At 76.0% G+C, this 17,867-nt stretch carries 15 protein-coding genes and 1 tRNA gene; 9 read left to right on the forward strand and 7 right to left on the reverse strand.

Annotated features, from left to right (window positions below; all coding sequences use genetic code 11):
• Positions 1-46: 46 nt before the first annotated feature.
• The 3 genes from AB0E19_RS26555 (at position 47) to AB0E19_RS26565 (ending at position 2,517) form a co-directional block, all read left to right on the forward strand.
• Positions 47-1,606: an alpha/beta hydrolase gene (locus AB0E19_RS26555; protein WP_362184702.1), complete on the forward strand. Its 1,560-nt coding sequence runs from the start codon at positions 47-49 to the stop codon at positions 1,604-1,606.
• A 96-nt stretch (positions 1,607-1,702) separates the two neighbouring features.
• Positions 1,703-1,776, forward strand: a tRNA-Thr gene (locus tag AB0E19_RS26560).
• Between the two features lie 66 nt (positions 1,777-1,842).
• On the forward strand, positions 1,843-2,517 hold the full coding sequence (locus tag AB0E19_RS26565; RefSeq protein ID WP_362184703.1) for a pyridoxamine 5'-phosphate oxidase family protein: 675 nt from the start codon (positions 1,843-1,845) through the stop codon (positions 2,515-2,517).
• Here AB0E19_RS26565 and AB0E19_RS26570 read toward each other — a convergent pair.
• The gene (locus AB0E19_RS26570) at positions 2,514-3,284 is read right to left on the reverse strand and encodes a sigma factor-like helix-turn-helix DNA-binding protein (RefSeq protein ID WP_362184704.1); all 771 of its coding nucleotides are present in this window, start codon (positions 3,282-3,284) and stop codon (positions 2,514-2,516) included. The two genes, AB0E19_RS26565 and AB0E19_RS26570, sit on opposite strands and share 4 nt — an antisense overlap.
• Before the next feature lie 12 nt (positions 3,285-3,296).
• Positions 3,297-3,680, reverse strand: a complete 384-nt coding sequence (locus tag AB0E19_RS26575; protein ID WP_362184705.1) for a DUF6479 family protein — start codon at positions 3,678-3,680, stop codon at positions 3,297-3,299.
• Positions 3,681-3,865: 185 nt separating this feature from the next.
• Between AB0E19_RS26575 and AB0E19_RS26580 the strand changes: the two genes are divergently transcribed.
• Entirely contained in the window at positions 3,866-4,375 is a 510-nt protein-coding gene (locus AB0E19_RS26580) for a SigE family RNA polymerase sigma factor (protein WP_362184706.1), read from the forward strand.
• A gap of 79 nt (positions 4,376-4,454) precedes the next feature.
• A complete protein-coding gene (locus AB0E19_RS26585) occupies positions 4,455-5,786 on the forward strand; it encodes a hypothetical protein (protein WP_362184707.1) in 1,332 nt (443 codons plus the stop codon).
• A gap of 48 nt (positions 5,787-5,834) precedes the next feature.
• Here AB0E19_RS26585 and AB0E19_RS26590 read toward each other — a convergent pair whose 3' ends face one another.
• Together AB0E19_RS26590 and AB0E19_RS26595 are read right to left on the reverse strand one after the other, a co-directional pair.
• On the reverse strand, positions 5,835-7,538 hold the full coding sequence (locus AB0E19_RS26590; RefSeq protein WP_362184708.1) for a bifunctional 3'-5' exonuclease/DNA polymerase: 1,704 nt from the start codon (positions 7,536-7,538) through the stop codon (positions 5,835-5,837).
• Positions 7,539-7,644: 106 nt separating this feature from the next.
• Positions 7,645-8,892, reverse strand: a complete 1,248-nt coding sequence (locus AB0E19_RS26595; RefSeq protein ID WP_362184709.1) for a LuxR C-terminal-related transcriptional regulator — start codon at positions 8,890-8,892, stop codon at positions 7,645-7,647.
• A gap of 171 nt (positions 8,893-9,063) precedes the next feature.
• Here AB0E19_RS26595 and AB0E19_RS26600 point away from each other — a divergent pair, with 171 nt between their 5' ends.
• Positions 9,064-9,990, forward strand: coding sequence for an NADP-dependent oxidoreductase (locus tag AB0E19_RS26600; RefSeq protein WP_362184775.1), 927 nt, complete (start codon positions 9,064-9,066; stop codon positions 9,988-9,990).
• A 155-nt stretch (positions 9,991-10,145) separates the two neighbouring features.
• Here the strand turns inward: AB0E19_RS26600 and AB0E19_RS26605 are convergent, their stop codons facing one another.
• Entirely contained in the window at positions 10,146-12,188 is a 2,043-nt protein-coding gene (locus AB0E19_RS26605; RefSeq protein ID WP_362184710.1) for an ABC transporter permease, read from the reverse strand.
• The gene (locus AB0E19_RS26610; protein WP_362184711.1) at positions 12,182-12,955 is read right to left on the reverse strand and encodes an ABC transporter ATP-binding protein; all 774 of its coding nucleotides are present in this window, start codon (positions 12,953-12,955) and stop codon (positions 12,182-12,184) included. The genes AB0E19_RS26605 and AB0E19_RS26610 overlap by 7 nt, the downstream gene beginning before the upstream one ends.
• 326 nt (positions 12,956-13,281) lie before the next feature.
• On the opposite strand from AB0E19_RS26610, the gene AB0E19_RS26615 reads away from it, so the two are divergent.
• From AB0E19_RS26615 to AB0E19_RS26625, 3 genes are all read left to right on the forward strand, one after another.
• Positions 13,282-14,430: a DUF2786 domain-containing protein gene (locus tag AB0E19_RS26615; RefSeq protein WP_362184776.1), complete on the forward strand. Its 1,149-nt coding sequence runs from the start codon at positions 13,282-13,284 to the stop codon at positions 14,428-14,430.
• Between the two features lie 60 nt (positions 14,431-14,490).
• Complete coding sequence (locus AB0E19_RS26620) at positions 14,491-16,596, forward strand: FUSC family protein (protein ID WP_362184712.1); 2,106 nt, start codon at positions 14,491-14,493, stop codon at positions 16,594-16,596.
• Between the two features lie 303 nt (positions 16,597-16,899).
• Positions 16,900-17,112 carry a DUF397 domain-containing protein gene (locus tag AB0E19_RS26625; RefSeq protein ID WP_030219358.1) on the forward strand — a complete coding sequence of 71 codons (213 nt, stop codon included), beginning with the start codon at positions 16,900-16,902 and terminating at the stop codon, positions 17,110-17,112.
• 78 nt (positions 17,113-17,190) lie between these two features.
• Here the strand turns inward: AB0E19_RS26625 and AB0E19_RS26630 are convergent, their stop codons facing one another.
• On the reverse strand, positions 17,191-17,688 hold the full coding sequence (locus AB0E19_RS26630) for an ATP-binding protein (RefSeq protein WP_362184713.1): 498 nt from the start codon (positions 17,686-17,688) through the stop codon (positions 17,191-17,193).
• Positions 17,689-17,867: the final 179 nt, after the last annotated feature.

The raw sequence follows: 17,867 nt of genomic DNA on the forward strand, positions 1-17,867 counted from the left end.
GCACGCGATTGGACACGGAGCGTACCCGTCCGGATACGCTCCGGGGATGGACTCCAGGCGTCTCCTCCGCATCTCCGCCACGGCGCTGGCCGCGGCCGGGCTGATCCTCTCCGGCTGTACGGGCGGGAGCGGCGCCGCCGCCCCCGAGGGCCCGGGGTCCGCCACGGCGCGGCAGGCCGCCTCCCCGGCGCCGCCGCCCGAGGCGCTGCGGAAGTACTACGGCCAGAAGCTGTCCTGGCGGGACTGCGGCGTCCCCGGTTTCCAGTGCGCGACGCTCAGGGCCCCGCTCGACTACGCGAAGCCCGCCGGGCGCGAGGTGCGGCTGGCCGTCTCGCGGGTGCGGGCGACCGGTCCCGGCGAGCGGATCGGCTCGCTCCTGGTGAACCCGGGCGGGCCCGGCGGCTCGGCCGTCGACTACCTCCAGGGGTACGCGGGCATCGGCTACCCCGAGCCGGTGCGGGCCCGCTACGACGTGGTGGCCGTCGACCCGCGCGGGGTCGGCCGCAGCGAGCCCGTCGAGTGTCTGACGGGCCCGGAGATGGACACGTACACCCAGGTCGACCAGACGCCGGACGACGCGGCGGAGGTCGAGGCGCTGGCCGCCTCCTTCCGGCGGTTCGCGGCCGGCTGCGAGCAGCGCACCGGCGCGGTCCTGCCGCACGTCTCCACCGTGGAGACGGCCCGCGACATGGACATCCTGCGGGCGGTCCTGGGCGACGCGAGGCTCCACTACGTCGGCGCCTCGTACGGCACCTTCCTCGGCGCCACCTACGCCGAGCTGTTCCCCGGCCGTGTGGGCCGGCTCGTCCTCGACGGGGCGATGGACCCGTCGCTCTCGGCGCTCGACCTCAACCGGGACCAGACGGCCGGCTTCGAGACCGCCTTCCGGGCCTTCGCCGCCGACTGCGTCACCCGGCCCGACTGCCCCTTGGGCACCGAGTCGGTCGCGGCGGCCGGCGAGGCCCTGAAGGCCTTCTTCCGCACCGCGGACGCCACCCCCGTCCCCACCGGCGAGAGCCGCGAGCTCGGCGAGTCCCTGGCGACCACCGGCGTCATCGCGGCCATGTACGACGAGGGCGCCTGGCCGCAGCTGCGCGAGGCCCTGACCCGGGCGATCGGCGGCGAGGGCTCGGCGCTGCTCGCGCTCGCCGACAGCTACTACGAGCGGGAGCCGGACGGCTCGTACACGAACCTCATGTTCGCCAACGCCGCCGTGAACTGCCTCGACCTGCCGCCCGCCTACCGGGACCCGGCCGGTGCGCAGGCCGCCGCCCCCTCGTTCGACCAGGCCTCCCCGGTCTTCGGCACCGGCCTCGCCTGGGCCGCCCTGAACTGCACCTACTGGCCCTCCGAGGCCACCGGCCGCCCCCACCGCATCACCGCGGACGGCGCCGCGCCGATCCTCGTCGTCGGCACCACCCGAGACCCCGCCACCCCCTACAAGTGGGCCGAGTCCCTCGCCGGCCAGCTCTCCTCCGGCACCCTCCTCACCTACGAGGGCGACGGCCACACCGCCTACGGCCGCGGCAGCGACTGCGTCGACACCGCCGTCGGCGCCTACCTCCTCGAAGGCACCCCGCCCGCCGACGGAAAGCGCTGCTCGTAGCCCCCGCGGCCGCCCGCTCCGCCCCTGGTCAAAGCACCCTCGGAAACTGTGTAGACTTGGCGACGCTGCTGCACCGACCATGGTGCTGCACGCGGTGCCGCCTTAGCTCAGTTGGCCAGAGCAACGCACTCGTAATGCGTAGGTCTCGGGTTCGAATCCCGAAGGCGGCTCAGAAGAAGGCCCGACCGGACATCGTCCGATCGGGCCTTTTCTGTTGTGCGAGACAGGGGGGAAGCATGGACGAGATCGAGGTGACCGAGCGGACTCGGTTGCGGCGGATGCGGGAGAAGGGGTCGCACCGGCGGGAGGATCTGGACGCCGTGCTGGCCGCCGGGTGGCTGTGCCACCTCGGGGTGACCGTGGACGGGGTGCCGATGGTGGTGCCGACAGCGTACGGGGTCGACGGCGACCGGCTGTACGTGCACGGGTCCGTGGCCAGCCGGAGTCTGGTGCGGGCGCCGGGGAGCACGGTGTGCGTGACCGTGACGCACGTCGACGGGCTGGTGCTCGCGCGGTCGGTGTTCGAGCACGGGGTGAACTACCGGTGCGCGATGATCTACGGCGTTCCCCGGCTCGTCACCGATCCGGAGGAGAAGCTGCGGGGGCTGCGGGCGCTGACCGAGCAGAGCAGCCCGGGCCAGTGGGAGTACGTCCGGCAGCCCAGCCGGAAGGAGCTGGCCGCGACCTCGCTGCTCGCGCTCGACCTCACCGAGGCCTCGGTGAAGACGCGGAGCGGGCCGCCGGACGACGGCGACTCCGAGGACGCCGGGCTGGGGCTGTGGGCGGGGGTGCTGCCGGTCGTGACCTCCTTCGGGACGCCGGTGCCCGACCCGGCGCTCCCCGCCGGTCTCGCCGCGGCCGTGCCGGAGCACATCGCGGAGCGCGCCGGGCGGAGGGCCGACGGGGCCTAGGTGGTGATCGCCAGGCGGGAGACGTGGGGCGGGTCCGCGAGGACGTCGACCGAGGTGATCGGGCCGGCCGGGGCCGTGAAGACGTAGATCGCGTCCGGGGCGGCGACCAGGGCGGGGGCGCCGTCCACCAGGATCGGGCGGGCCACCGCCGCGCGGGCCGCGAGGACGCGGGCGACGGCGGAGGCGCCGTGGGCGGGACGGACTCCGCCGCGTACGGCTCCCGGGTCGGCGCGCAGCACCGCGTCGGGGTCGAGGAGGGCGCGCAGGGCCGCCGTGTCGCCCTCGCGGGCGGCGGCGAGGACGGCGTCCACGGCGGCCCGGAGGCGTACGGGATCGGGGGCGGGCATCTCCTCGGTGCCCCTGACCCGCGCCCTGGCGCGGGCGCCGATCTGGCGGACGGCCGCCGGGGCGCGTTCCAGGACGGTGGCGAGGGTCTCGTACGGGACGCCGTAGAGGTCGTGGAGGACGAGGACGAGCCGTTCCGCCGGGGTCAGGCCGGGGGCGTCGGGCGCGTCCGCCCAGGGGTCCCAGGGGTCGGTGCGGCGGGCCTCACGGGCCCGGAGCCGGCCCAGGCAGACCCGGGCCAGGACGGCTTCCGGCGGCGGTCCGGGATCGGGGACGGGGCCCGGACCCCGGCGCGCCCTCGGGCCGGGGCCGTAGGCGGCGAGGGCGCGTTCCGTGGTCCGTACCGCCCGGTCCGCCTCGGGGGCGGAGCCGAGCAGGCCGAGGGCCATCGCCCTCAGCCGCCCGCGTGTGGTGGCGTGCACGTCGGTCGCCGTTCAGTCGCCGTGTCCGGTGCCTCCGCTGCCGAAGCCGCCACTGGAGATCCCGCCCCACTTGCGCTTCTCCTCGCTCGGCGGGGTCGGGGAGGTCTCCGTGCCGCCGCCGTCCTTGAGCTGGTACGGCATGAGCCGGTGCGCGCCGTCGGTGTGCGGCATCTCGGTGCCCCGGCGGTACTCCGACATCTCGCCGGGGAGCGCGCCGGTGTCCGGGCGGTGCGGTTGCTCGTCGGGATTCGGTGGCCGGGGCTCGCGGGTGCGGACGCGGAAACCGAACCAGAAGGCCCCGATGAGGATGGCGACGAGCACGAGGCCGCCGAGTACTTGTGCCAGACCTGACTGCCAGACCCCAGCGGCCAGGATCTCTGCGCTGAGAGTGTTCATACCAACAGGATTACCCGATTCCGCTTCTTTGGATGCGTTCGAGGGCGAGTTCGATGAAACATTTCCCCGGCTCCGTCGCGTCGAAGGGGTGTACGGCACGACAGCGGGCCCGGCGGTCGCACAGGGCGACCTCCGGTGACCACTCGCGACCGGCCGCCGCAGCCACCGCCACGGAGAGGAGGGACATGAGAACGTCCCGCGCGGACGAGTTCCTGGAGTTCGCCTCGGCGCGCACCGGCCAGCTGTTCCGGTCGGCCTGCCTGCTGACCAGCGGGGACGTCCACCTCGCCGAGGACCTCACGCAGGAGACGCTGGGCAAGATGTACGCGCTCTGGGGGAGGGTGTCCCGGATCGGCAACCCCGCCGCGTACGCCCAGACCGTGCTCGTCCGCACGTTCCTCAGCCACCAGCGGCGCCGCTCCGCCACCGAGCGCCCGCTGGGCGAACTGCCCGACCACACCCCGGACGACGGCCGGGACCCGCTGCTGCGGATCGCGCTCCTCGACGCGCTCGCCTCACTGCCCCCGAAGGACCGGGCGGTCGTGGTGCTGCGCTACTGGGAGGACCGCAGCGTCGAGGAGACCGCCGACGCCCTGCACACCAGCTCCGCGGCCGTCCGCACCCGCTCCACCCGGGCGCTCGGCAAGCTGCGGCAGCGACTCGGCGGCAGCATCTCCGAGTTCGCGCTGCGCTGAGCGGCTTCCGCCGCACCCGTCACGCTCCCCGGTACCCCACCGGCTTCCCGTACTTACCAGCAGAGAGGGCTGTTTCGTCATGCCCCAGAACGAACACCACGACCCCGACGCGGAGTTCCTCGGCGAGTTCGGCTCCGCCCTGCGCGCCACCGGCGAGGGCTTCCCCGTCGACAGCCGGCCCGAGCTCGTCTCCGGTGGCCTCGTCCGCGGCCGCCGCCGGCTGCTGCGCCGCAGGCTCGCCGTCACCGGCGGCGCCCTCGCGCTCGCCGCCATCGGCGTCGGCGGCGTGTACGCCGGCTCCGTCGTCACGCCCGCCAAGCAGGCCGACAAGGCCTCCGTGGCGGCGCCCCGGGAGAGCGGGAAGCCGACGCCCGAGGGCGGTGGGCGGACGGCGGGAGGGTCCGGGAAGGTGAGGCCCGGTGAGGCCACGATCCCGCTCTCCGAGATCGCCGACATCCTCAAGGCCCACACCCCTGACGGAAAGTGGCGGTTCGACAGCCTCGAAGGAACCGGCCAGGGCGTCGGCGGGTACTTCGACGACGGGCAGGGCGAAGCCGCGGTCAGGGTCTTCCTCAACCGCGCCGGCCGCGCCCCCGACGCGGGCGTCGACATGGTGACCTGTCCCGACGAGGCGTACGCCCGCTTCGATTACTGCGACGAGGGGCGGCTCGGCGACGGCTCCCGGTGGATGGTCATCCAGGGGTACGAGTTCCCCGACGGTCGCGAAGGGCCCAAGAACTGGCGGGCCGTGCTCCTCACCAAGGACGGCTTCCTGATCGACGCGGGCGAGTACAACTCGCCCGAGGAGAAGGGCGAGATCAGCCGCGAGAACCCGCCCTTCTCCCTGGACCAGCTCAAGACGCTCGTCACCGCCGAGGCGTGGCGGCCGCTCCTGAAGCAGATCCCGCCGCTGCCCACCGCGCCCGCCGGGACCGGCAAGGCCGGTTCTCCCGGCAAGGTCCGCCAGGCGCCGCCGCAGATCACCGGCAACGGGGTGACCAACACCCTGCGCGGCCTGCTGCCCAAGGGGCTCACGGTCGTCGGCAAGGGCGGGGAGGGCGAGTTCGGCTACGTCGTCGTCGACGACGGCAAGGGCAAGAGCCTCGTCCAGATCAACGTGCAGTACGGCATGGACGACGTCGCCGGCGACCTCTACGGCTCGGGCGACGTCACCACCCTCCCCGACGGCCGCAGGGTGAAGCTGACCCGGCAGCCCGGCGAGAAGGGAGGCGAGGGCGTCGTCTGGTGGACCGCCGACACCATGACGAAGGACGGTTTCCGGGTCGTCGTCGGCGCCTTCAACACCGGCGCGCAGCACGAGGCGGCCACCCGCGCCGAGCCCGCGCTCACCATGGAGCAGCTGAAGGCGATCGCCCTCGACCCGAAGTGGGCGAAGCTGCCCGCGAAGTGACGGAAGGTCTGGACGGACGGCAGGGGGGGGGAGGGCGGTACGCGGGCGCTACTTGGCGTCCGCGTACCGCTCCACCGTCGCCGTCGTGAACGGGAAGCGGACCGGGGTCGCGCCGAAGGCGATGCGGCCCGCCTCGTCGCCCGCCGCCCGGATCGCCTCCGTCACCGCCGCGGCCTCCTCGGCCGGGCAGTGCACGATCACCTCGTCGTGCTGGAAGAAGACCAGCTCGGCGCGCATCCCGGCGGCGGAGAGGGTGCGGCGCAGGGCCGCCAGCATCAGCAGGGCCCAGTCGGCGGCGCTGCCCTGGACGACGAAGTTGCGGGTGAAGCGGCCGCGGGCCCGGGCGTTGTTCGAGGCGTACCCCGGGGTGAAGCCGTAGGCGTCCTGCGCGGCGCCCGGTTCGGGGCCGTCCTGCGGGAGGCCCGCCTCGCCGTCGTCACCGGCGCCGGCCGCCTTCGGGCTGGTGCGGCCCAGCCAGGTGCGGACCAGCCGGCCCTCCTCGCCGGCCTTCGCCGCCTCGTCGACATAGGCCACCGCCCGGGGGAAGCGGCGGCGCAGCGCCGCCAGGTTCTTCAGGCCGTCGCCGCTGGTCTGGCCGTAGACCGCGCCGAGCAGGGCGAGCTTGGCGTGCTCGCGGTCGCCGGAGAACGCCCGGTCCGAAAGGCGGGTGTAGAGGTCGTCCGGATGGCCGGCGACCTCCATCAGACCCGGGTCGCGGGAGATCGCGGCGAGCACCCGCGGCTCCATCTGGTCCGCGTCCGCGACGACGAGCCGCCAGCCCGCGTCGGCGACGACCGCCCGCCGGATCACCTTCGGGATCTGGAGCGCCCCGCCGCCGTTGGTGGTCCAGCGGCCGCTGACCGTGCCGCCCGGGAGGTACTCCGGCCGGAAGCGGCCCTCGCGCACCCAGTCCGCCAGCCAGGACCAGCCGTGCGCCGTCCAGATCCGGTACAGCTTCTTGTACGCGACCAGCGGCGCCACCGCCGGATGGTCGAGCTCCTCCAGCTCCCAGCGGCGGGTGGACCGCAGCCGGATCCCGGCCCCCGCGAAGGCCTTGATCACGTCCGCGGGCAGATCGGGTCGCACCCGGCGGCCGAAGGCGGCCGACACCTCGTCCGCCAGCTCCGCGAGGCGGCGCGGCTCGCCCCCGCCCGCGTACCGCTCGCCCAGCAGCTCGTGCAGCAGCTCCCGGTGCACGTCGGCCCGCCACGGCAGCCCCGCCCGGTGCATCTCGGCGGCGACGAGCATCCCGGCCGACTCGGCGGCGGTCAGCAGCCGCATCCTGCCCGGGTGCTCGGCCCGGTCGTGACGGCGCTGCTGCTCCGCGTACACCTCCAGGAGGCCCTCGAAGGGGACGGAGACGGCCGGTCTCGGCTCGAAGAGCGAGTCCTGGGAGCCGGGCTCGGCCGTGCGCGGCGGGGGGTCGGACGGCACCGGGCCGTTCCGCAGCCGGGCCCAGGCGGCGGCGGCCGAGCGGGGCTCGCCGAGCCGGCCCTCGTGGCCGAGGAGCAGCTGCTCGGCGTCCTCCACGTCGTAGCACCGCTCGACGCGGACGCCGGCGGCGAGCAGCCGCGGATAGACCTCGGCCGTCGACCGCCACACCCAGCGGGCCACCTCCGGGCGGGCCCGGACGGCGGCGACGAGGGACGGCTCGCGGCGCACCTCCCCGGCGGGCGCGCCGTCCGGCCGGAGGGGGACGAGGAGCGCTCCCTCCCCCTCCGGCTCCGGTGCCAGCGCCCACCTCTCGCTCATGGGTGCGAGTCTGGCATCCGCCACTGACAGCGGCCGTCAGGCCGTCGCGGCGCGGCGCGGACCGTCACGGCGCGACGGGCCCGTCCCACCGGCGCGGCGCGGACCGTCAGGCCGCCGCGTGGAAGAGGGCGGCCGCCTCGCCGCGGGAGGCGACGCCGAGCTTGCCGAGGATGTTCGCCACGTGGAACTTCACCGTGGACTCGCTGATGTGCAGCTCCCCGGCGATGTGGCGGTTGCGGTGGCCCTGGGCCAGGTGCCGCAGGACCTCGATCTCCCGCTCGCCCAGGGTCGCCAGCGGATGCGCCGCCCCGGCCGGCGCGTCCGGGGTGGCCAGCGGCAGGACCGCCGTCATCGTGGTGCCCCAGCCGGGGACGGTCTCCAGGTCGATCCGGCCGCCGAGGACGTCGAGCCGGTCCCGCACCGTGCCCGCGCCGACGTCGCAGGCGGCGAGCGCGCCCGGGCCGTCGTCGCGGACGGTGGCGACCAGCTCCTGCCCGGTGAGCCGCCAGCCGACGTGCACCCGGTGCACGCCGTCCTGGTCCAGGACGATCGGCAGCAGCGCGCGGACGATCGCGCGGGCGCTGTGCGCGAGGTCGGCGGGGAGCGAGAGGTCGCTGTCCGGCGGGCCGAGTTCGAGCCGCGCCGGGTGGTGCCGGAAGACCGTCCGCAGCTCGTCGGCGAGCCGGCCGAAGGCGGCGCGCGCGGACTCCTCCGCGACCGCGCGGTCCCGCTGCCGCACGGACCGGATCTCCAGGAGCGCCGTGGCGGCGAGGTCGGTGGCGGCCGCGCGGGCCGCCGCGTCGTCGAGGTTCCGGCTGCGGAGCACCGACAGGACGCCGGAGACGGCCGCCGCGTGGGAGGTGGTCAGCTCGGCGATGACCCGCGCGCGGGTGTCGGCGGCGGTACGGGAGCGGGCCAGCGCCCCCGGCACGGCCTCGACCGCGAACCGGTCGAGATGGCTCGTCGCCAGGTCCCACAGGGCCTGCGCCAGGGCGAGGCCGTCCGGTCCCGCGGGCGCGGAGCCGTCCTCGCGGAGCAGGACCAGGAGGGAGCGCCGGGCGGTGGCGTCGCTCGTCACCGCGAGGACCGGGCGCGGGCGCCCGGCGAGCCGGACCGTCCCCTGCCAGGGTTCGCCGGGGACCCCGGCGGCGAGCAGCGGCGCCAGGTCGGCGGGGGTGAGTCCGTCGGCCGCGCCGCCGGCCGTCTTGAACGGCGAGTGCGCGCAGTGCGTGGAGAGTTCGGCCGCTCCCAGGTGCGGGACGACCGGGGCGAGCGTGGCGGAGAGCTGCGCGAGGACCCCGTCGAGCGGTCTGCGGAGGATCTCGTACGCGGCGGTCAGCGTGGGCACGTCCATGACGCCAGCCTAGTCAGGGACTTGGGGAGGGCGGCTGGTCTTTCGGACAGGTGGGACTGGCCGGAGGGAGGGCGGGGAACGGCCTTGGACCGACGGAGGCTTGAGCCTGTCGAGAAGCGGACGCGGTGAAGCGAACGCGCTGATACGGAGGGCGACATGGCGACGGCGACGATGGACGCGATCGTGTTCGAGGAGTTCGGCGGACCCGAGGTGCTGCGGTACGAGACCGCTGCCGAGGTGCCGGAGCCGGGGCCCGGTGAGGTGCGGCTGCGGGTCGCGGCGGCGGGCGTCAACCCGGTGGACTGGAAGACGCGCAGTGGTCTGATGCGGGAGTTCCACCCGACGACGTTCCCCGCCGTGGCGGGGATCGAGGTGGCCGGCACGGTCGACGCGGTCGGCGAGGGCGTCACCGGACTCGCCGTCGGCGACGAGGTGTTCGGCTGGGCGAAGAGCGGCGGGTACGCCCAGTACGCGCTGGCCGGCGCCGGCGAGTCCGGTGACGTACTGCCGAAGCCGGCCGGGCTGTCCTGGGAGGCGGCGGTCGGCCTGCCGGTCGCCGGCGAGACGGCGGCGCGGGTCCTGGAGCAGCTCGGGGTACGGGAGGGGGAGACGCTGTTCCTGCACGGTGCGGCGGGCATCGTCGGCACCATCGCCGTCCAGCTGGCGGTCGCCGCCGGCGTCACGGTCGTCGGCTCGGCGTCCGCGGCGAACCACGACCACCTGCGCGGCCTCGGGGCGATCCCCGTCGCGTACGGCGACGGGCTCGCGGACCGGGTGCGGGCGGCGGCGCCCGGGGGTGTCGACGCGGTCTTCGACGCGGCGGGGCACGGGGTGCTGCCGCTCGCGATCGAGCTGGCCGGGAAGGAGCGGGTCGTGACGATCGCCGCGACGGACGCGGACGAGCACGGGGTCCTCTTCAGCGTGCCCGAGCCGGATTTCGGGCGGGTGCGCGGGTGGCTGCGGGCGCAGGCGGAGGGCGTCCTCGCGGGCACCCTCCGGCTCCGCCACGCGGACACGCTCCCCCTGAAGGAGGCGGCCCGGGCCCAGGAGCTCAGCGAAGCCGGTCACGTCCGCGGCAAGCTGGTCCTGCTTCCGTAGCGCGCACCGCCGCGCCGTCTCGTCGCGGGGCCCCGGTCCCGCCGGCACGGCACCGGTGGCGGGAGCCTCCGCCACAGCCGGAACCGAGAGCGGTCCCGGGGGTGGGCGGTGGCCCGGCTCCGACCCCGGCCACCGCCCTGTCCCACCTTCCCCGGTCAGCGGGTGAGGCGCCACGCGGGGAGGGCCGAGGCGGCGACGGCCACGGCCGCGCAGACGGCGGCCGCCGCGCCCGTCTCCGCCCAGGGCAGGGCCAGGGTCACGGGTGCCGAGAGCGCGCCCAGGGCGGCGCCCAGGGCCCCCAGGACGGCCGCCGTCACCGCGAGGCCGAGGACCGTGCCGACGGCCACCGCGAGCAGCGCCTCGCCCGCCACCGCCCGCAGGGCCTGCGCGCGGGTGGCGCCGGCCAGCCGGAGGGAGGCCAGCTCCCCGCCGCGTACCGAGGTGGCCATGAGCAGGGTGCTCGCCAGGGCGATCACCGTGTAGAGGAGGGTCAGGACGAGGAGCAGGCGGAGACCGGTCCTGGCCGCCCGGTTCACGGGCCGGGGCGCCGCGCCCTGCTCCAGGCGGTCCGTCGCGGAGCCCTGCTCCAGGCGGTCGGGTGCGGAGGCCGGGGCCGGGGCCGGGGCCTGTGCGCGGGTCACGTAGGGGCCGTTGTCGCCCGTGCCGCGCGCCAGGACCGCCGCCACCCGGAGCCGTACGGGCCCGCTGCCGTCCGCCCGCCACACCTCGACCTCCTCGCCGACCCGCCGCCGTTCGAACTCCTCGTTGACGACGATCGACCGGTCGTCCAGGTCCCGCAGGTCGCCCGCGACCACCGGGAGCCGCGCCCGTGCCGCGAAGGCCGCCGGGTCGGCGACCGCGCGGGCCCGGTACTTCACGACCGCCTCGGCCCCGTCCCGTACGAAGAGGGAGGTCGGGCCGGCCTCCGCCGAGGCCGCGGCCGTCCGCTCCCGGGCCTCCGTCTCCTTGGCGCGCGCCACGCTCTCCGAGGCGCCGAAGAGCGTCCCCGCCAGGGCCACCGACACCAGGACGGGCGCGGCGACGGCGGAGGTGCGGCGCACGGCGGCCGCGGCGTTCGACCGGACCAGGAGCCCGACCGCCCCGCCGCCGGGGACCGGCAGCAGCCGGGCCACGGGGCGCACGAGGAGCGGGGCGAGCAGGGCCGCGCCGCCGATCAGGAGCATCGGCAGGGTCGTGTACGTCTTCCGCTTCAGCAGCGCCTCGGGCTCCGTCGCGTACGTCCAGACCAGCAGGCCGAGCCCGGCCGCGAGCAGTCCGGCGCCGAGCAGCGCCCGGCCCGGCGGCAGCACGTCCCGGTCGACGTCCGCCTCGCGCAGCACGGCGGTGGGGCCGGTCCGCCCGGCGCGGTGGGCGGCGGCGGCAGCGCCGGCGAGCGCGACGCAGAGCCCCGTCCAGAAGGCCAGGTGGTACGGCCAGCCGGCGCTTCCGCCCGCCGCGCCCGCGAACCACGCCGGCGCCAGCTCCCGGGCCACCAGCGCCCGCGCCATCGGCGGCGCGGCGAGGGCGCCGAGCGCGCAGCCTGCGGCGGACGCGGTGACGCCGAGCACCGCCGCCTCGGCGAGCAGCAGCCGGCGGACCTGCGCGGGCGTGGCGCCGGCGGTGCGGAGCAGCCCGAACTCGCGGCGCCGCAGCGCCACGGAGAAGGCGAAGACGGAGGCGACGACGAAGACGGAGACGAAGGCGGCGACGCCGCCCGCGGTGCCGAGGAGGGCGTTCAGGCCGGTGAGTTCCCGGGTGTCGTCCTCGTGGCCGGGGTCGGCGCGGCGGCGCTCGGCACCGGTGAGCACCTGCGCCCGCTCGCCGACGACCGCCCTGACCTCCTCGACGGGCGCGTCGAGCCCGACGGCGTCCGGGGCGCCGGGTCCCATGCGCGTCAACGTCCAGCGTGCGCCGAGTGCGCGCAGCACACCGGCGTCCACAGGCTGTGGACGGTCCAGCGGCTGGGAGGTGAGCGCGGTGCGGGGGCCGCGGCGGACCTCCACGGCCAGCCGGTCCTGTCCGAGGACGACGACGGGCGAGGAGGCGAACCGCTCGGGCGCGCGCGGCGGCGGGTCCAGCGCGGCGGCGAGCCCGAGTCCGGTCGCCGTCAGCATCCCGACCCCGAGCGCGAGCGCCAGGAACCCGCCCAGGAGGGACGCCCACCGGGTCCGCAGCCCGCCGACGACGAGGCTCAGCACGTCACACCCGCCGTTCCCGCGACTGCCGCGGGGCGCAGGCCCGCGAGCCGGGCCGACACCTCGTGCGCCGTCGGCGCGGCGAGGTCGCCCGCCAGATGGCCGTCGACGAGGAAGACGACCCGGTCCGCGCGGGCGGCGGCGAGCGGGTCGTGGGTCACCATGACCAGCGTGCGGCCCTCCTCGTCGACGAGGGCCCTGAGCAGGTCCATCACCTCGGCGCCGGTCGTGGAGTCGAGCGCGCCGGTCGGTTCGTCGGCGAAGAGGACCGAGGGGCGCGTGATCAGCGCACGGGCGATGGCGACCCGCTGGCACTGGCCGCCGGAGAGCTCGGCGGGCCGGTGCCGCTCGCGCCCCGCGAGCCCGACCCGGGCGAGCGCCGCCCGGACCTCGCCGCGCGCCGGCCGGCGGCCGGCGAGCCGCAGCGGCAGGGCCACGTTCTGCGCGGCGGTCAGCGTCGGCAGCAGGTTGAAGGACTGGAAGACGAAGCCGATCCGGTCCCGCCGCAGCAGCGTCAGACGCCGCTCGCTCAGCCCCTCCAGGGCCGTGCCCGCCACCTCGACGCGCCCCGCGTCCGGGCGGTCGAGTCCGGCCGCGCAGCGCAGCAGGGTGGACTTCCCGGAGCCGGAGGGGCCCATGACGGCCGTGAACGTGCCGGTGGCGACGTCGAGGTCGACGCCGTCGAGGGCCCGGACGTCCCCGTGCCGCCGGACGAGCCCCCCGAGCCGCACGGCGGCGGCGGGGGCGGAAGGAGAAAGGGTCCTGGTCATGGCTCCAGCGAACCGTTCCGCCCACCCCCGGGTCACGCCGCCTGCCGGGCGTCCGGGGGTAGGGCCAGGCCTACCCCCGGGCGTCCACGTGGCCCGGGCGCCCACGTGGCCCCGGGCGTCCACGTGGCCCCGGGCCTTCGCCCGGCCCCCGGGCCTTCGCCCGGCCCCCGGACCTGCGCCTGTCCCCGGCCCCGAGCCCCCCGTGCCCCCGCACCGCCTGAGACCATCGGGGGACAGGTCTCGGTCACGAGGGCACGAGGCGCGAGGCCATGACGCACGAGGTCATGAGGCCACCAGGCCACCGGATACGGAGAGAGGGCGCGGGCATGCAGGAGGAGGCGCGGGAGTCCACGGTCGGACGGGCGTTGGCGGAGGCGCTGCACAGCCGTGACGACCGCTCCCTCGACACCGCCGCGTCCCTGCTCGCCGCCGACCCGGGGGCCGACGCCGGGCTCGCGCGGCGCGGCGAGGAGTTCGTACGGACCCTGTGGGAGCGCGGCTGGCAGCCCGCCGACCTCGGCCGGACGGTCCGCCGCGAGCTGGCGGAGGAGCACCTGCGGCTGCTCGGCGGCCTGGTGCGGGCCGAGACCGCGCGGTACGCGACGCTGCCCCGGCGCTGGCGCGAGCAGATCGACGTGCTGACCGACGGGCCGGGGGAGGGGGCCGGGCCCGCCGACCGCTTCTCGTACGCGACCGCCGTCCTGGAGCTGTACCGGCTGCTCGTCCGGCTGCCCCGGCTCGACGCGGTGGGGCCCGTGCCCGGCGAGACGCTGACGCCGGCGGCCGTCGGGGAGCCGCGGATGCTCACCCGGATCCGGGCGCTGCTCGCCAAGGCGGAGGCCACCGGCTATCCGGAGGAGGCCGAGGCGCTGACGGCGAAGGCGCAGGAGCTGATGGCCCGCCACAGCCTCGACGAGGCGGGGCTCGCCGCCGGCGCGCCGTCGCCGCAGACGCCGGGGGCGATCCGGGTCGGCGTGGAGCCGCCGTACGAGCAGGCGAAGGCGATCCTGCTGGACGCGGTGGCGAGCGCCAACCACTGCCGGGCCGTGTGGAACGAGACGTACGGCTTCTCGACCGTCGTCGGCTTCGAGGCGGACCTCGACCCCGTCGAGCTGCTGTACACCTCGCTGCTCGTGCAGGGGACGGCCGCGATGACCCGCGCGGAGGCCGAGCAGCGCAAGGGCGGCCGCAAGCGCACCAAGTCCTTCCGGCAGTCCTTCCTGCTCGCGTACGCGAACCGGCTCGGCGCCCGCCTCGAGGCGACCTCGCGACGGGTCGCCGCCGAGGCCCCGACGCTGCTCCCGGTCCTCGCCTCCCGCGAGGTCGCGGTGACGGCCCGCACGGACGAGCTCTTCCCGGAGACGCGGGCCACCCGGGTCCGCGCGATGTGGGACGAGGACGGCTGGAACCACGGCGCCACCGCCGCCGAGTCCGCCACCCTCACCCCGGACCGGGCCCGCCTCGACAGGGGCTGAACCCCGGGGCGAAATGCCGTGTCGCGGGGCATACCGGGTGATCGTCGCTACGCTCGGATCATGAGCTGGCTCCGGGCGCTGAGGGAGACCGCCCGCTCCGGACTCACCGTCGAGCGGCGGCGGCTCGCTCCCCTCGTCGCGGCCCGCGGGGCGCTCGGGCTCGCGCTCGTGGTCGGCTTCTCGCTGGCCTTCTTCGGCCCTGCCGTCGCCGCGTCCTCCGCGTTCGGCGCCTTCCAGGCGGCCATCGCCACCTTCCAGCGGTCGTGGCGGCCCCGGCCCACCCTCGCGCTCGCCTCCGGCGCCAGCCTCGCGGTCTCCACCTTCCTGGGGTACCTGACCGGGGCGCACACCGTCCTCTTCCTCGCCCTGCTGGTCCTGTGGACCTTCCTCTCCGGGCTCGCCTGGGCCGCCGGGCCCACCGCCGGCATCATCGCCTCCTCCAACGTCGCGATCATGCTGGTCACGGTCACCCTGCCGACCTCCGTCGCCACCGCCGCCGGACACGCCGCCATGATCTTCACCGGCGGGGTCGTGCAGGCCGCGCTCGTCGTGCTGCTGCCCGTCCGGCCCTGGGGCGCCCAGCGCGACGCGCTCGCCGACGCGCTCGCCGCGGAGGCGGACTACGCCCGCCGGCTCCGCCACGACCCGGTCGCCTCCTTCGATCCGGTCCCGCTGATGACCGCCCGCAGCGCCGCCGCCGTCACCCCGCGGCAGGCCCGCCGCCGGCCCGCCGAACTCCATGGGCCCCGGCGGCTCGCCGAACGGATCCGGCCCGTCCTCGCCTCGCTCGCGGACCCCGCCGTCGGCGCTCCCGCCGAGGGGCCGCAGCGCGACCGGGTGCGCGAGCTGCTCGCCGCGGCGGGGGAGGTCCTCGACGCCGCCGCGCACGCCATCCGGCACGGCGGACCGGTCCGGCTGCCCCCGGCCGCCGTCGCCGCCCTCCGGACCCCCGACACCGGCACGATCCTCTCCGACCGCTCCCACCGCGTCGCCCTCCGCCTCGCGGCCCTTCTCGGCGACGTCGTCGAGACGGCCGAACCCCGCACGGAGACGACCGGCCCGGAGACGACCGGCCCGGAGGCGACCGGCCCGGAGGCGACCGGCCCGGAGCCGTCGCGCCCGGCCGCTCCCCGGCCCCGGCCCACCCTCCTGCGGCTCCTGCCGCTCGTCGTCGCGAGGATGCGGGCCGAGGTGCGGCCGGGCTCGGCGATCCTGCGGCACGCGCTCCGCGTCTCCGCGGTCACCGCCGCCGGCTATCTCCTCGGCCTGGTGCTGCCGTTCGGGCACGGGTACTGGGCGCCGATGACCTCCGTGATGGTGATGCGGCCGGACTTCTCGCAGACGTACTCCCGCTCGGTGGCCCGCTTCGGCGGCACGCTCGTCGGCGTCGCGCTCGCCTCCGCCGTCGTGCAGACCGCGCACCCGGGGACGTACCTCTCCGCCGGGCTCGCCGTCCTCTGCGCCTTCGGCATGTACCTGCTGATGAAGACGGGGTATGCGGTCAGCCAGGTCTGCGTCGCCGCGTACGTCGTCTTCCTGCTCGGCATGGAGGGCTCGGGGGTGACCCAGACCGTACGGGACCGGGTCCTGCTCACCCTCCTCGGCGGCCTCCTCGCGATGCTCTCCTACGCGGTCTACCCCGCCTGGGAGACGCCCCGGCTGCGCGGCCGGCTCGCCGACTGGCTCACGGCCTCCGGGCGGTACGCCGCCGCCGTCGCCGCCCGGTACGCCGACCCCGCGGGCCCCGGCAGCCCCGACGTCCGCGAGGCCCTGCTCTCCGCCCGCGCCGCGCGGGTGGCCTGGCACGACGCCCTGGGCCGGGCCACCCACGAACCGGTGCGGCACCGGGGGCTCTCGCACACCGCCGCGGAGGGCGCGGGCCACGCGATCGCCGAGTTCGGGCGGGCCGCCATGCTCCTGGAGGCCCACCTCCCCGAGCCGGACGCCCCGCCGCTGCCCGCCGCCGCGGACCTCGCGGAGGCGCTGCGCGAGGCCACCGAACGCGGCGCGAAGGCGGTCCGCGAACGCCGGGTCCCCGCCTGGGACGACCTCCGCGAGACCGTCGCCGCCTGGGACACCGAGGTCGCCGACCCGCTGCTGCGCAAGGCGGCCCGGCTGCTCCTGGCCGCCCTGGACGAGCTGTCGGCGGCCCTCGCCGAGGCCTGAGCCGCCGGGGCGGACGGGGTCCGGGCGCCGGACGGACGGGAACGCGGGGAACCACCTCCCCCGCGTTCCCGTCCACCCGGGTGGGAAGATCACGGAGGGACTTCCGCGCGGTCGCACGCCCGTCGCACGCCCGTCGCGCGCCGTGTCGCACGCTGAGTGGCGTAGCGACTACGCCACGCCTCGTGCACGTGCATCTGCTCATGCATCCGCATATGAACGCAGCTATGATCCGGGGAAGTTGACACCTGTACCAAGCAACTCGGGGAGCTACCAGTGCACCACGCGCACCACGCGTACAACGGCATGGCGGCGACGGAGCTGCGAGGCGTCGTCTGGCAGAAGAGCAGGCACAGCAACTCCCAGGGCTCCTGCGTCGAGTTCGCCAAACTGCCGGGGGGAAACGTTGCCGTGCGCAATTCCCGCCACCCCGACGGCCCGGCGCTCGTCTACACGCCGGCCGAGATCGAGGCGCTCCTGCTGGGTGTCAAGGACGGGGAGTTCGACCACCTCGTCTGACCCGGCGACCCCACACATGACAAAGGGAAGGGCCCCGGCGGTCACCCGCCGGGGCCCTTCCACGTGCTCGGGACTTCCCTACTCCTCCGGCCCGACCCGGAACAGCGCCCACACCACCTTGCCCTGCAGGGTCCCGGCGAGCGGGTGCCAGCCCCAGCTGTCGCTGAACGATTCCACGAGGAACAGGCCCCGGCCCGACTCGGCCGAGAAGTCCTCCTCGCCCTCGCGCGCCTCCGGGCTCTGCCGGCTGGGATCGCGCACCGCGCACACCAGGCGGGAGGCCCAGCGCATCAGGTGCAGGCGCACCTGCGGCGCCTGCGGGTCCTCGGGGCCGCCGTCGGGGACGGCGTGCCGCAGGGCGTTGGTGACGAGTTCGGAGACCACGAGGGCCACGTCGTCGAAGCGGTCGGCGAGGTCCCAGCTGTCCAGCGTGGCGCTGGTGAACTTCCGTGCCCCGCGCACGGCTTCGTACCGTGCGGGAAGGGCGCAGGAGGCGGAGGTGGAGACGGCGCCGGGATCGATCGGCGGGAGACCCTGCCGTAAAGGCTCGAGCACGGTCGATCCATTCGTCCCCATGCGAGGCACTCCCGGGAATCGCGGTGGTGGTGCGACAACGGTGCAAGCAGTGCGAAACATTGCGAAACATTGCGACAACACGACAACGCGAACGAGTACGCGGCTGCGCGGGGTCCATGGTTCCGAATGCGCCGACGGGATGCAAGGGCAGATGCACGTGCACGCGCGGGGCGGGTGCC

The sequence above is a fragment of the Streptomyces sp. NPDC047974 genome (assembly GCF_040653375.1).
Taxonomy (GTDB): Bacteria; Actinomycetota; Actinomycetes; order Streptomycetales; family Streptomycetaceae; genus Streptomyces.